At 59.1% G+C, this 13,178-nt stretch carries 16 protein-coding genes and 1 riboswitch; of the genes, 12 read left to right on the top strand and 4 right to left on the bottom strand.

Annotated elements, in window-relative coordinates; genetic code table 11:
* Positions 1–29 precede the first annotated feature (29 nt).
* The 5 genes from CLV87_RS19850 to metK all read left to right on the top strand — a co-directional run bounded on the left by CLV87_RS19850 (position 30) and on the right by metK (position 5,444).
* Complete coding sequence (locus CLV87_RS19850; RefSeq protein ID WP_099248978.1) at positions 30–1,004, top strand: PhoH family protein; 975 nt, start codon at positions 30–32, stop codon at positions 1,002–1,004.
* A gap of 162 nt (positions 1,005–1,166) precedes the next feature.
* Positions 1,167–1,673, top strand: coding sequence for an rRNA maturation RNase YbeY (ybeY, locus tag CLV87_RS19855; RefSeq protein WP_099248980.1), 507 nt, complete (start codon positions 1,167–1,169; stop codon positions 1,671–1,673).
* 13 nt (positions 1,674–1,686) lie between these two features.
* Positions 1,687–2,661, top strand: coding sequence for a hemolysin family protein (locus CLV87_RS19860; protein ID WP_099248982.1), 975 nt, complete (start codon positions 1,687–1,689; stop codon positions 2,659–2,661).
* Positions 2,651–4,174 (top strand): apolipoprotein N-acyltransferase, encoded by a 1,524-nt coding sequence (gene lnt / locus CLV87_RS19865; RefSeq protein WP_099248984.1) that lies wholly within the window; start codon positions 2,651–2,653, stop codon positions 4,172–4,174. Before CLV87_RS19860 ends, lnt begins: the two co-directional genes overlap by 11 nt.
* Positions 4,175–4,211: 37 nt before the next feature.
* A riboswitch (SAM-SAH riboswitch) is annotated at positions 4,212–4,262 on the top strand.
* A 3-nt stretch (positions 4,263–4,265) separates the two neighbouring features.
* A complete protein-coding gene (metK, locus tag CLV87_RS19870; protein ID WP_099248986.1) occupies positions 4,266–5,444 on the top strand; it encodes a methionine adenosyltransferase in 1,179 nt (392 codons plus the stop codon).
* 213 nt (positions 5,445–5,657) lie between these two features.
* Here the strand turns inward: metK and CLV87_RS19875 are convergent, their stop codons facing one another.
* A complete protein-coding gene (locus CLV87_RS19875) occupies positions 5,658–5,939 on the bottom strand; it encodes a DUF1330 domain-containing protein (RefSeq protein ID WP_099249384.1) in 282 nt (93 codons plus the stop codon).
* Positions 5,940–6,043: 104 nt separating this feature from the next.
* Between CLV87_RS19875 and CLV87_RS19880 the strand changes: the two genes are divergently transcribed.
* From CLV87_RS19880 to cmk, 6 genes are all read left to right on the top strand, one after another.
* Positions 6,044–6,925 (top strand): LysR family transcriptional regulator, encoded by an 882-nt coding sequence (locus CLV87_RS19880; RefSeq protein WP_099248987.1) that lies wholly within the window; start codon positions 6,044–6,046, stop codon positions 6,923–6,925.
* A 4-nt stretch (positions 6,926–6,929) separates the two neighbouring features.
* Complete coding sequence (locus CLV87_RS19885) at positions 6,930–7,220, top strand: DUF1330 domain-containing protein (RefSeq protein ID WP_099248989.1); 291 nt, start codon at positions 6,930–6,932, stop codon at positions 7,218–7,220.
* Between the two features lie 62 nt (positions 7,221–7,282).
* Positions 7,283–7,996, top strand: a complete 714-nt coding sequence (gene trmB, locus CLV87_RS19890) for a tRNA (guanine(46)-N(7))-methyltransferase TrmB (protein ID WP_099248991.1) — start codon at positions 7,283–7,285, stop codon at positions 7,994–7,996.
* Positions 7,997–8,138: 142 nt separating this feature from the next.
* Positions 8,139–9,494, top strand: coding sequence for a 3-phosphoshikimate 1-carboxyvinyltransferase (gene aroA / locus CLV87_RS19895; RefSeq protein WP_099248993.1), 1,356 nt, complete (start codon positions 8,139–8,141; stop codon positions 9,492–9,494).
* Positions 9,491–10,009, top strand: coding sequence for a hypothetical protein (locus CLV87_RS19900; protein WP_099248995.1), 519 nt, complete (start codon positions 9,491–9,493; stop codon positions 10,007–10,009). Before aroA ends, CLV87_RS19900 begins: the two co-directional genes overlap by 4 nt.
* Positions 10,009–10,614, top strand: a complete 606-nt coding sequence (gene cmk / locus CLV87_RS19905; RefSeq protein WP_099248997.1) for a (d)CMP kinase — start codon at positions 10,009–10,011, stop codon at positions 10,612–10,614. Before CLV87_RS19900 ends, cmk begins: the two co-directional genes overlap by 1 nt.
* Before the next feature lie 307 nt (positions 10,615–10,921).
* Here cmk and CLV87_RS19910 read toward each other — a convergent pair whose 3' ends face one another.
* Positions 10,922–11,374: a GNAT family N-acetyltransferase gene (locus CLV87_RS19910; protein ID WP_099248999.1), complete on the bottom strand. Its 453-nt coding sequence runs from the start codon at positions 11,372–11,374 to the stop codon at positions 10,922–10,924.
* Positions 11,374–11,742, bottom strand: a complete 369-nt coding sequence (locus CLV87_RS19915; RefSeq protein ID WP_099249001.1) for a winged helix-turn-helix transcriptional regulator — start codon at positions 11,740–11,742, stop codon at positions 11,374–11,376. The genes CLV87_RS19910 and CLV87_RS19915 overlap by 1 nt, the downstream gene beginning before the upstream one ends.
* Positions 11,743–11,872: 130 nt before the next feature.
* Between CLV87_RS19915 and CLV87_RS19920 the strand changes: the two genes are divergently transcribed.
* Positions 11,873–12,508 (top strand): NAD(P)H-dependent oxidoreductase, encoded by a 636-nt coding sequence (locus CLV87_RS19920; protein ID WP_099249003.1) that lies wholly within the window; start codon positions 11,873–11,875, stop codon positions 12,506–12,508.
* Positions 12,509–12,571: 63 nt separating this feature from the next.
* Here the strand turns inward: CLV87_RS19920 and CLV87_RS19925 are convergent, their stop codons facing one another.
* Positions 12,572–13,036 (bottom strand): Lrp/AsnC family transcriptional regulator, encoded by a 465-nt coding sequence (locus CLV87_RS19925; RefSeq protein WP_099249005.1) that lies wholly within the window; start codon positions 13,034–13,036, stop codon positions 12,572–12,574.
* Positions 13,037–13,178: the final 142 nt, after the last annotated feature.

Below are 13,178 nucleotides of genomic sequence, written 5' to 3' on the forward strand. Positions count from 1 at the left end.
CATGGCCTGAAACATGGCAGGAGACATGCGTGACAACTGGCCCTTTGACCGAAGCCGTTCTGGAATTTCCTGACAACCGCTTGCTGATTGATTTGTGCGGTGAATATGACCGCAACCTCACCGATATCGAGGCCCGCACCGGCGTGCAGATTCTGCGCCGGGGCAATCAGCTTGCCATTCATGGCGCGCCCGAGGCTCAGGCCGAGGCGACCGAGGTGCTGCGCTCGCTCTATGAACGTCTCGAACAGGGGCGCGAAGTGGGGCATAGCGATATCGACCGGGAATTCCGCATGGCGGATGATCTCCCCCCGGATGACCAGCTTGAAATGTTCACCAGCGGCAAGGTCGAGATCAAGACCCGCAAAAAGCTGGTCGAACCACGCACCGATGCGCAAAAGGCTTATGTCACCAGCCTGTTTGAAAACGAGCTGGCCTTTGGCATTGGCCCGGCGGGCACGGGCAAGACCTATCTTGCCGTTGCCGTGGGTGTGAACATGCTGATCACCGGTGCCGTTGATAAAATCATCTTGTCGCGTCCAGCGGTCGAGGCGGGGGAAAAGCTCGGCTATCTGCCCGGTGACATGAAAGACAAGGTCGATCCCTATATGCAGCCGCTATACGATGCGCTGAATGACTTCCTGCCGGGCAAACAGCTTGGCAAGATGATCGAGGAAAAGGTGATCGAAATCGCCCCGCTGGCCTTTATGCGCGGCCGCACCCTGTCAAATGCCTTTGTGGTTCTGGACGAGGCGCAAAACGCCACCACCATGCAGATGAAGATGTTCCTGACCCGGCTCGGCGAAGGCTCTCGCATGGTGATCACCGGCGACCGCACCCAGATCGACCTGCCACGCGGCATGCCCTCGGGCCTGGCCGATGCGGAACGCCTGCTGGATCACATCCCCGGCATCTCCTTCAACTATTTCACCGGCAAAGACGTGGTCCGCCACCCGCTTGTCGCGGCGATCATCGAAGCCTATGAGAAAGACGAAGTGAAAACCTAGAGCGTTGTCGATGAAACAGGCATCGCGTAAAGCTGCCTGACATCAAAGATTTCAACGTGTTGAACGATACTTGATGTTTTGAGTTAAAATCGAAACGCTGTAAGGGTTTCTTCTTGGTTCAAATATTCCGGGGGTCCGGGGGCTGGCCCCCGGTGCATAACTTTGCTTACTGACACCGTCATCGAAGACTCGCGCTGGCAGGCGTTTAATCTCGAACCCTTGGCCGATCAGGCTGCCACCGTCACCTTGCGGCATCTCGACCTTGACCCCGAGGCACATGAAATCGTGCTCATGGGCTGTGACGATGCCCGCATCACCACACTTAATGGCGATTTTCGCGACAAACCGCGCGCCACCAATGTGCTGTCCTGGCCGTTCGAAGACCTCTCGGCGGAAACCCCCGGCGGGAAACCGCTGGAACCCGAGGCCGAAGAGCTGGGGGATATCGCCATTGCCTATGAAACCTGCCAACGTGAAGCGGCGGAACAGGGCAAACCCATGGCCGACCATGTCACTCACCTGATTGTTCACGGGGTGTTACATCTTTTGGGGTATGATCATATCCGTGACGAAGATGCCACGCTTATGGAACAGTTAGAGGTGGAAATACTTGGCAAGCTCGGTCTGCCCGACCCATATAGAGAGGATACCGGGCCGAACGGCCTATGACTGGTACGGATTGATGGGCGATATTGACGGATCGTCTAACGCAGCGCAAAGCGCGCGTCAGATGACACAAATGAACGGCTCCCCGAAAAAGGGTGGGCAGGAAAACGGGATCAAGGCGCAAGCGGGGCTTTGGACCCGGCTCTTTGGTTGGCTTTCACCACAAGCACAGGACGCGCCACAATCGCAGCCGGTGGAAACACCGCGCAGCATCGCGCCGCAACAGGGCCTTGGCCTTGGCAACCTTTCGCGGATGCGGGTTGAGGATGTGGCGATTCCCAAGGCGGAAATCGTCGCTGTGCAAAACACCATCGACAAGGATGAACTGGTCAGCGTGTTCCGCGAATCCGGGCTGACGCGTCTGCCGGTCTATGACGGTACTCTCGACACGCCTGTCGGCATGGCCCATCTCAAGGATTTTGCACTCAGCCAGGGCTTCAACGGCGCGGGTGGTGATTTTGATCTGCAAAAGATGCTGCGCCCCTTGCTCTTTGTGCCCCCCTCCATGCCCATCGGTGTGCTGCTCTCCAAGATGCAGACCGAAAGGCGGCATATGGCGCTGGTGATCGACGAATATGGTGGCGTTGACGGTCTGGTAACCATTGAGGATCTGATCGAACAGGTTATCGGTGAGATCGAGGATGAACACGACACCGATGAGGGGCAGTTCTGGGCCAAGGAAAGCCAGGGCAGCTATCTCGCCCTGTCGAAAACCCCGCTTGAGGATTTTGAGGCCGAGCTGGGCATGACCCTGACCGAGGATGAAGAGATCGACGCCGAAGAGATCGATACCTTGGGTGGTCTGGTCTTTATGCTGGCGGGTCGCGTGCCGACACGGGGCGAGATTGTGCCACATCCTGCCGGTGTCGATTTTGAGGTCGTGGATGCCGATCCCCGCCGCATCAAACGGCTGCGCGTGCGCCTGCCCGGTGCGCCCAAGGCCAAGGTAGCCGCCCTCGCACCCCGCTCAGGCAGTGCTCATGTTGGCTGATCAGGCGGTTGCACCGCCCCTGATCCGCTGGGTGCGCCTGCCATTGGCGATTGTCTGCGGCGCGATCATGGCGCTGGGGCTGGCCCCTTACGATCTTTGGTATCTCGGACTATCGGGGCTGATTGCCGCCTTCTGGCTTTTTGCCTCAGCCCCCAAGGGGCTTTATGCCGTTGGCACAGGCTGGGGCGTGGGGCTGGGCTATTTTGGCGTCTCGCTTGGCTGGATAGTTGAACCCTTCATGGTTGACGCCGCCGTCACCGGTTGGATGGCCCCCTTTGCCCTATTTGGCATGGCCGGAGGGCTGGCGCTGTTCTGGGGGCTGGCCTTTTGGGGCGCGGCCCATCAAAGCCGCTATCCTTTGGCGGCGCTGGTCTTCCTCTGGGCCGCTGCCGAATTTGCCCGCGCCTATGTGTTCACCGGCTTTCCCTGGGCGCTGGTCGGCTACATCTGGACCTCGGTCAGCCCAATCCAGCTTGCTTCGGTCATGGGGCCGCATGGTATGACCCTTGTGACCTTGATCTTTGCCGCTTGTGCGACGGCGGGTCTGTTGACCAAGCGGCCCAACACGCGCCCAAGCATTGCGGCCATCACACTGCTTGCAGCGCTCTTCCTTGGTGGAACATGGTTAACGCCACCGCTGCAAGACCTGTCCGACCGTCCCACCGTGCGCCTGATCCAACCCAACGCGCCGCAACATGAAAAATGGGATCCGCGGTTTGTCAAAATGTTCTTTGACCGCCAGCTGTCTTTGACCGAAGCCGCGCCCGAGCCAAATCAACGCAAACCCGATCTGATTGTCTGGCCGGAAACCGCTGTTCCGGTGATGCTGGAACGCTCCGAAGACGCGCGCCGCATTATGACCCTTTCAGCCCAGGGGGCGCACCTGGTGGCGGGCATTCAGCGGGGCAGCGCTGGAACCTATTTCAACTCGTTAATCTTGCTCGACAGCACGGGTGCGCTGGCGCAGATCTATGACAAACATCACCTCGTTCCCTTTGGCGAATACATGCCCGCCGCTGCGATCTTTCAGCGCTGGAACATCGCCGGATTGGCCGCCCGCGCCGATGGGGGCTACACCCCCGGACCGGGGCCTGAGCTTTTGGACCTCGGCGCGCTTGGTCGCGCCTTGCCGCTGATCTGTTACGAGGCGGTGTTTCCACAGGATGTCTATCGCAGCCCGTCGCGCCCGGACTTTCTGTTGCAGATCACCAATGATGCCTGGTTTGGCAAATGGTCCGGCCCCTATCAGCACCTGGCCCAGGCGCGTGTGCGGGCCATCGAACAGGGGCTGCCCATGCTGCGATCTGCCAATACGGGTGTCTCTGCCGTCATCGACGGGGCAGGGCGCATTTTGGCTGATCTGGACCTTGGCGTCGCAGGCAAAGTCGACTCCCCCCTGCCGCCGCCCCTTCGCGTGACACTTTATTCGCGTTTTGGCGATTTCCCGATCTTTCTGCTGCTGGTTCTGGGGTGTTTGTGCCTTTTCTGGACCGGGCGGCGCGTTTCCGATTGACCTTCTGCTCATCCGGGCCTACGGGCAATAGGCATATACCCCGCCACAACGGCTTCCTGACGTGGCGGTGTCATTTTTGAATGGAGCAAACATGTCCCGACAGAATTACACTTTCACTTCGGAATCCGTGTCCGAAGGCCATCCTGATAAGGTCTGCGACCGTATTTCTGATGCAGTCCTGGATGCATTTCTGGCCGAAGATCCGCTGGCCCGCGTTGCCTGCGAAACTTTCGCCACCACCAACCGCGTTGTTATTGGCGGTGAAGTCGGGCTGACCGATCAGGAAAAACTGCACGACTATATGGGCAAGATCGACGAGATCGCCCGCGCCTGTATCAAGGATATCGGCTACGAGCAGGACAAGTTTCACCACGAAACCGTCGAAGTTACCAACCTGCTGCACGAACAATCCGCGCATATCGCGCAGGGTGTGACCGGCGAGCAGGGCGACGAAGGGGCCGGTGACCAGGGTATCATGTTTGGTTACGCGACCAATGAGACCCCGGCTTTGATGCCTGCGCCGATCCAGTATAGCCACGCGATTCTGCGTCGTCTGGCCGAAGTGCGCAAAGACGGCTCCGAGCCTGCACTGGGCCCGGATGCGAAATCGCAGCTTTCGGTGGTTTACGAAGGTGGCAAGCCAGTTGGCGTTTCCTCTGTCGTGTTGTCGACCCAGCACTTGGACGCCTCGCTCAGCTCCGCTGACATTCAGGCCATCGTTGCGCCCTACATCACCGAAGTTCTGCCGGATGGTTGGCTGACCGATGCTACCGAATGGCACGTGAACCCGACCGGTAAGTTCGTGATTGGTGGCCCCGATGGCGATGCCGGCCTGACGGGTCGCAAGATCATCGTTGACACTTATGGCGGCGCGGCTCCGCATGGTGGCGGCGCGTTCTCGGGCAAAGATCCGACCAAGGTTGACCGCTCGGCCGCCTATGTGGCGCGTTATCTGGCGAAAAACGTTGTCGCCGCTGGCATGGCGGATCGCTGCACCGTTCAGCTGTCCTATGCGATTGGCGTGGCCAAGCCGCTGTCGATCTATGTCGACACCCATGGCACCGGCCAGGTTGAAGCGCGTGACATCGAAGCGGCGATCCCGCAGGTCATCGATCTGACCCCACGCGGCATCCGCACCCACTTGGAGCTGAACAAGCCGATCTACCAGCGCACCGCAGCCTATGGCCACTTTGGTCGCGACCCGGAAGCCGATGGCGGCTTTAGCTGGGAGCGCACAGATCTGGTCGACGCTTTGAAAAAGGCGGTTTGATACCAAAGAGCGGAACAAAACTTTTACAGCGTGTTCGGTTAGATCGGATTTGAGCATTCTTTCGGCAGGTCGAGGCAGCGTTTGCAATGCACAACGCGTTCGGCCTGCCGAAGGAATACAATTGAACTGAACACGCTGCAGAAAAGTTTTGCAAATTCCGTCGACGGAATTTGGGGCGCAGGTCGCGAGGCCTGCGCCCCTTTTCTTTTGTCACTAGCCAATCAAGGTAATCTCACTAGGGCCAGAGGCGCGGCGCAGTGCGTGTGTCTCGGCGAGGTCCGGGTCGTTGATCCAGCCCAAAGCGGCATCGCGATCCGGGAAGGACAGCAAAACCGCACGCCCGGGCGCAGGTTCGTCCCCTTCCAACTTGGTCGGCTCGGTGCTCATGGCCGCAGGCTTGGCCCCGTATTTGGCCAAGGCTGCCCCGGCTTTTTCCGCATAGGCGGTAAATGATGCGGTATCTGTGACGGTGATTTGAACATAGGCGTAGATCATGATGGGCTCCTTGGGGTGATCATTTTCTGATGGCCCAGAGGTAATCGCCACGGTCATGCGCGAAAACGAGTGCTTTTGCATCGCACTCATGCGAAAACGCATGCATGGCGCAGGCAAAGACACATTGGGATGATCTGGAAACCGTGCTGGTTCTGGTGCAGCGCGGCTCTTTGGCCGCCGCCTCGGCTGAGCTGGGCATCAGCTACACCACCGTCGCCCGCCGGGTCGCGCGGATTGAGGCCGCGACCGGGCAGGCGCTGTTTGTGCGTTCTGGCGATGGGTATCTTCCGACCGAAGCGGGGCTGACCATGGCCCATCACGCCGCTGATATGCAAAGCGCGCAGCACGCCATGATGCGCGCGCTGACCGGGCAGGATCAGGCCTTGACCGGCAAGCTCACCATCACGGCACCACAATTGATGATCGCCCATGTGCTCTGCCCGGTCCTGCAGGCCTTTCGTCAGGCCCATCCCGAAGTTGAGCTGGAGGTCAAAGGCACCAATACCTTGCTGGATCTGGACCGGCGCGAGGCGGATCTGGCCTTTCGCATCAGCCGTGCGCCCGGTGACAACCTTACGGGATTGCGGCTGGCCGAACAGGAAACCGCCTCTTTCGCCACACAAGCCTGGGCGGATCGCTTTGCGGCCGACCCGAAGGCACCGCTGGATTGGGTGGCCTATGTCACCCATAAGACTCTGCCGGATCAGGTGATGCAAACCGCACCGGGCTCGCGCATTCAATATCATTTCGACGATATGGTGGTCATGGCCGGGGCGGCGCAGGCTGGTTTGGGGATCGCGCGTATGCCGATTTTTCTGGGCCGTGCTTTGCCCGGTCTGGTGCAGGTGCCGATCCTGTCCCCGCAACCCTATGCAGATATCTGGCTGGTCGCTCATCCCGATGTCTGGCCTTCGGCTCGGGTGCGGGCTTTTCGCGACATTCTGGTGCCCTATATCAAGGCGCATCGGTCTGATTTTGTGGGATAGTCACATGGTTTTTCGCGTCACTGTTCATCTTTGGCAAACCCCCGGCGCGGCGCGCGCCTTTCGTCAGTTTGAAGATCAGGCGATGGAGATCATGCGCGGATATGGGGCGGAAATCACCGTCGAAGTCCCGGAAGGGGCAGAAGTGCCGGATGAAATCCATCATCTGACCTTTCCTAGCCCGGCAGAGTTCACAGCCTATCGACTAGATCATCGCCTGCAGGATTTGGCTCCTTTGCGTGAACAGGGGGTGCAAAAGACAGCGCTATTCTGGCCGGATGGCCCGCCAGAGGCCTGACAGGCACGCTGGCAGGGTTTTCAATCATTGTCTTGCCCGTGCGCTCTGGTAAAAGCGCGCCCATGACCACGTCGAACAAACACCCGCAAGCCCCCTGGCGCAATTTCTATGGCCGTGTGAAGGGCAAGACCCTGAAACAGTCGCAAGAGGCCTATCTCGAAGAGGACCTCGCCGCCCTGTCGCCGGGTGCGATTGAATGGGAGGACAACCCCGATCGTAGCCCGCTGGATCTGCAGGCGATGTTTGGCGGCAAACCGGTTTGGCTGGAGATCGGCTTTGGCGGGGGTGAACACATGGTGCATCAGGCGGTCAACAACCCCGATGTCGGCATTATTGGCTGTGAGCCCTATATCAACGGCGTGGCGATGCTGCTGGGCAAGATCCGCAAGGCCGAGGCGGGCAATATCAAGGTGCATCCCGGTGACGTGCGCAACCTTTTTGACGTGCTGCCCGAGGCCTCGATCGACAAGGCCTTTCTGCTCTATCCCGACCCTTGGCCGAAAAAACGCCATCACCGCCGCCGTGCGGTGACACCGGAATACCTGCAACCACTGTCACGCGCGCTGAAACCCGGCGCGGAGTTCCGTGTCGCGACGGATATCCCTGATTACGTGCGTCAAACCATGATCGAAGTGCCCAAGGCCGGGTTTGAGTGGCTGGCCGAAGGGCCGTCGGATTGGCGTGAGCCCTGGCAGGATTGGATTTCCACCCGTTACGAACAAAAGGCCCTGCGCGAAGGGCGGGTGCCCCATTACATGACGTTCCGCAAACGGTAGCCGGGCAGGGGGCGCTGCCCCGTCCTGAGCAGGCTCAGGACTCCCCGGGATATTTTTGACCCAGAGAAACCAAGGGCGCATGGACAGTAACGGGGCCATGTCTTATCAAACCCGCGACCGCTAACAGGAAAGATAACTGCCCATGTCCAGCCACGGTGATCCGATCCCGATGACCTCCAGCGCCTCTGGCCCGTTGCGCGGCGAGGCGCATGTGCCCGGAGACAAGTCGATCTCGCATCGCTCGTTGATCCTAGGGGCCATGACTGTGGGCGAAACCAAGGTGACCGGGTTGCTGGAAGGGCAGGATGTGTTGGACACCGCCAAAGCCATGCGCGCCTTTGGGGCCGAGATCGAAAAGACCGGTGACACCTGGCACATCCATGGCGTCGGCGTTGGGGGCTTTGCTGAGCCTGATAACGTCATTGATTGCGGCAATTCAGGCACCGGGGTGCGCTTGATCATGGGGGCGATGGCGACCTCTCCGATCACGGCGACCTTTACCGGCGATGCCTCTTTGAATGGTCGCCCCATGGCGCGGGTCACCGACCCACTGGCGCTGTTTGGCACCAAATCCTACGGCCGCAAGGGCGGGCGTTTGCCCATGACTCTGGTTGGCGCGGCGGACCCGCTGCCGGTACGATATGAGGTGCCAGTGCCCTCGGCCCAGGTGAAATCGGCGGTGCTTTTGGCGGGTTTGAACGCGCCGGGCGACACCGTGGTGATCGAGAAAGAAGCCACGCGTGACCATTCCGAACGTATGCTGGCTGGCTTTGGCGCGACAATCCGCACCGAGGAAACCGATGAGGGGCGGGTGATCACCCTGCAGGGCCGCCCCGAATTCAAGCCGCAAACCATTATCGTTCCGCGTGATCCGTCATCCGCGGCCTTTCCGGTTTGCGCGGCGATCATCACCGAAGGCTCGGATGTGCTGGTGCCCAATATCGGACTGAACCCGACCCGCGCTGGGCTGTTCTTTACCCTGCAGGATATGGGTGCCGATCTGACCTTTGAGAATATGCGCGAAGAGGGGGGCGAGCCTGTCGCCGATCTGCGCGCCCGGTTCAGCCCCGACCTTAAGGGCATCGAAGTGCCCGCCGAACGTGCCGCCAGCATGATCGACGAATATCCGGTCCTGTCCGTGGTGGCCGCCTTTGCCGAGGGCAAGACCCATATGCCCGGTGTGAAAGAGCTGCGGGTCAAGGAATCAGATCGCATCGACGCCATGGCCATTGGCCTGCGCGCTGCGGGCGTTCGTGTGGATGAGGGCGAGGATTGGTGGACCGTGCATGGGTTGGGCCATGGCAACGTGCCCGGTGGCGCGACTGCCGCCAGCCAGCTCGATCACCGCATTGCCATGTCCTTTATGGTGATGGGCTTTGCCACGCAAAAACCGATGTCGGTGGATGATGGCGGGCCAATCGCCACCTCTTTCCCGATCTTTGAAAGCCTGATGGGCGGTCTTGGGGCCAAGATCGAGCGCAAGGGTGCCGAGGCATGATGCGCGCCACCCCGATCCTGGCGGCCTTGTCGGTCAGTTTGTTCGGGGTGATGCTGTGGCTTGTGCATTCCGTGCTCAAACCCGCGGCTCAGGGATTGGCCCCTTTTGACGAGAGGGGGCTTGGCTATAGCCTTGATGATGCCCAGACTTATCTGAGCACTTTGGACAGCACCGGCAAAGCGCTCTATCTGGTGGAACTGCGCCTGTTGGACAGCGCCTTTCCGGTCGTGTTGGCCCTTTTGTTGGGCCATCTAATCATGAACCAGGCCGCGAATATGCATCCCTGGTCGCGCCTGGTGTTGGTCATTCCGGCGGCCGGTTACGCCATGATGGATCTGTGTGAAAACGCCCTTGTGGCTGGGCTGCTCCGCGCCGGGGCGGATGGCATCACCCCAGAAATGGTTGCGCGCGCCTCGCAATTCACGGTTAGCAAATGGGTGTTGCTGCTGATCTCACTGGGGCTTTTGCTGGTCTTGTCGATGTTGCGCATGCGTCAAGAAAAAGGACGAGACTGATGGCATTCACCATCGCGATTGATGGGCCTGCGGCGGCGGGCAAGGGCACGATTTCCAAGGCCGTGGCGGCACATTTCGGCTTTGCCCATCTGGATACCGGCCTGCTTTATCGCGCAGTTGGGGCCAAGACTTTGAGCGGCACCTCAGCCATCGCTGCGGCCCAAGGCTTGCAGCCGGAAGATTTGGAAAATGACAGCCTGCGCACGCCCGAGGTGGCGCAAGCCGCGTCAAAAGTGGCCGCATTTCCTGAGGTGCGCGCCGCCTTGGTCGATTTCCAACGCGCCTTTGCCCGTCGGGCTGGCGGTGCGGTTCTGGATGGGCGTGACATTGGCACGGTGATCTGTCCGCAGGCCGAGGCCAAGCTTTTTGTCACCGCCTCAGCCGAGGTGCGCGCCAAGCGGCGCTTTGACGAGCTGGCAGCCAAGGGGCTGGCGGATGATTACGAGGCGGTGTTGCGCGATGTGCGCGAGCGCGATGATCGTGACATGAACCGCTCAGATGCGCCGCTGAAACCGGCGGCAGATGCGGTGCTGCTTGATACCTCTGACCTGAGCATCGACGAAGCCGTGCGCCAGGCGATCAGCCTGATTTCGGAAAGAACCTAGGGTCAGGACCCATTAATTCACAACGCTCAGTTCGCCAAAATTTGTTCCAGACCAGGCATATACCCGCAGGAATAGTGGTTCTATTGCAAGGGTATATAACGCAGGCTGGGGCAAAATCCGGCGAACCCGTCGCGCCAGAGGCGCGCCAATACCAGTTGGCCTCCCTTCGGGAGGACGGGCATGGAGAAATACATGCTCTCAGCGGCTCGATTTTCTTGCCAAGGCAACCAGCCTTGTCTGCGAAATTCAAACCTCTGATAACACGTATTTTTCCATGCTGAGCATTGCGAATTAATGGGTCCTGACCCTAGGAAACATCCCGCCCCTCATCCAGCGCTCGTTCCATAAAACAAAAAGGGCGACCGCCCTTTTCATAGCGCTGTCCGAACTCCCGAAACCCGAACCGTTTGTAAAGGGTGATGGCATCCAGCCGCGCGCCAAGCCAGATCCTGCTATGGTCCTTGGCGGCGATGTCTATCACCTTTTGCAACATCCGCGATCCGATCCCGCGGCCCTGAAATTCTGGCAGAGTCGCAAATTTTCGCAATCGAAGGCCGTTCTCTGAATCGTATAAAGAGACGACAGAAACCAGTTTTCCGCCAAGAAACGCCCCCAGATGCAAGGCCGTGGCATCGCCCTTTACCCGGGAAAAATCGCGCGGATGCTCGGGCCACATGACCGCATGACGCATGTTCAGAACTTCTGTGAAATCAGCTTCGGCAAAAGTCAGCGTTTCAGTCGTGGGGGCTGCGGCATCCATCACGATGCCTCGCTCCGCTCATCAAAGTTCGCCCGTGCTGCGTCGATATTGGCCAGATTATCCATCGCCCAATAGCCCATCAACCGCACCGGTTCGCGAAAGGATTGCCCCAGCGGCGTCAGCGCGTATTCCACCTTGGGCGGGATGGTTGGGTATTGTGTCCTTCGCACCAGCCCGTCGCGTTCCAATTCGCGCAAAGTCAGGCTCAGCATACGTTGTGAAATGCCCAAATGGCGCTTTAACTCATTGAAACGCATGACGTCGTTATAGCCCAAGGCGGTGACGACCAGCACGCTCCATTTGTCGCCAACGCGCGACAGCACCTCTTGGATGCGGGGGCAGTCCGGGCATTTGGGACGCTCTGCCATGTGGTTTCCTTTTTGTTACCGGGACACAAATTTGTGCCTTCTTGTGGTGCGAGTGGTTCTGTTTATATAGCCAGTTACAAAATGACACCACCCCTCGCGGCGCTGGCCGCATCATCAGGATTGACTCAAAATGACCGCACTTCTCGACAAGCTGACCTGGCGCTATGCCACCAAGAAATTCGACCCGTCCAAATCTGTCCCGCAGGACAAGGTGGACCAAATCCTCGAAGCGATCCGCCTCGCGCCGACCTCGTCCGGGACGCAACCTTTCGAAGTGTTTGTCGTGACCAATGACGAGATCCGCGCCGAAATCCGCAAAGTGGCCTGGGATCAGTCGCAAGTCACAGATGCCTCGCATGTTCTGGTCTTTGCCGCCTGGGACAATTACAGCGCCGAGCGTATCGACGCGGTTGTCACCCAAATGGAGGAAGAGCGCGGCAAGAGCGAGATGCTGACCGGCTATTATGACAACCTCAAGAACATGTATCTCCCACGTGAGGCCGAAGTGAACCACAACCACGCCGCGCGTCAGGCCTATATCGCCCTGGGCTTTGCCCTGGCCGCCGCCGCTGAACTTGAGGTCGACAGCACCCCGATGGAAGGGTTCGACCCCGAAAAGGTCGATGAAATTCTGGGCCTGCGTGAAAAGGGGCTGCGCTCTTTGACCCTGCTGCCGCTGGGCTATCGTCAGGCGGAAGAGGATTGGCTGGTCAACATGAAGAAAGTGCGCAAACCGCGCGCCGGGTTCGTGACCGAAATCGCGTAACTGCCGTGAAACAGGATGCAGACCTGGACGGGTCTGCATCAGCCTCTTGGGGGGCAAAAGGCCCTAGCTATCTTCGGTCAGATGAAACCCCCGAAATTCCTTTACCGCTGACAGGCTCAGCAAGGTTTTCATCTGCACAACGGATGGAATAAGCGTCAGACGCTCGCGATAAAGCGTCTCGTAATCCTCGGTGTTGCGCGCCGCGACCCGGATCAGATAGTCGAACTCGCCCGAGATCATATGGCATTCCAGCACCTCGGGCATTTCATGAATGGCCGCCTCAAAGGCTTCAATTTCTTCGCGGCGCTGGCTGACCAGTTTCGCCTCGATGAACACCTGGATTTCCAGCCCGACCTTCTTGCGATTGAGCCGGGCAGCATAGTGCGAAATCTGCCCCTGACTCTCCAATAATTTGACTCGCCGGTGGCAAGCGGACAAGGACAGCCCGACCTGGTCGGACAGCTTGGCCATCGAGATTTGACCGTCCCGTTGCAGTATGGAAAGAATTCGGATATCAAGTCTGTCCATCGGAAATTATCCCAATATTTTCCATGATTGTGTATTTTTTCCATAAAAATTCCTGATCTTCAAGAAATTAAAGAACCTTTCTCATTCCTTTCCGACTAATTTGCGCCTGTCTCACAGCAGACAAAACAAAAATGGGAGGGGA

Origin of the sequence: Pelagimonas phthalicica, from assembly GCF_004364805.1 — a bacterium.
GTDB classification, from domain to species: Bacteria; Pseudomonadota; Alphaproteobacteria; order Rhodobacterales; family Rhodobacteraceae; genus Pelagimonas; species Pelagimonas phthalicica.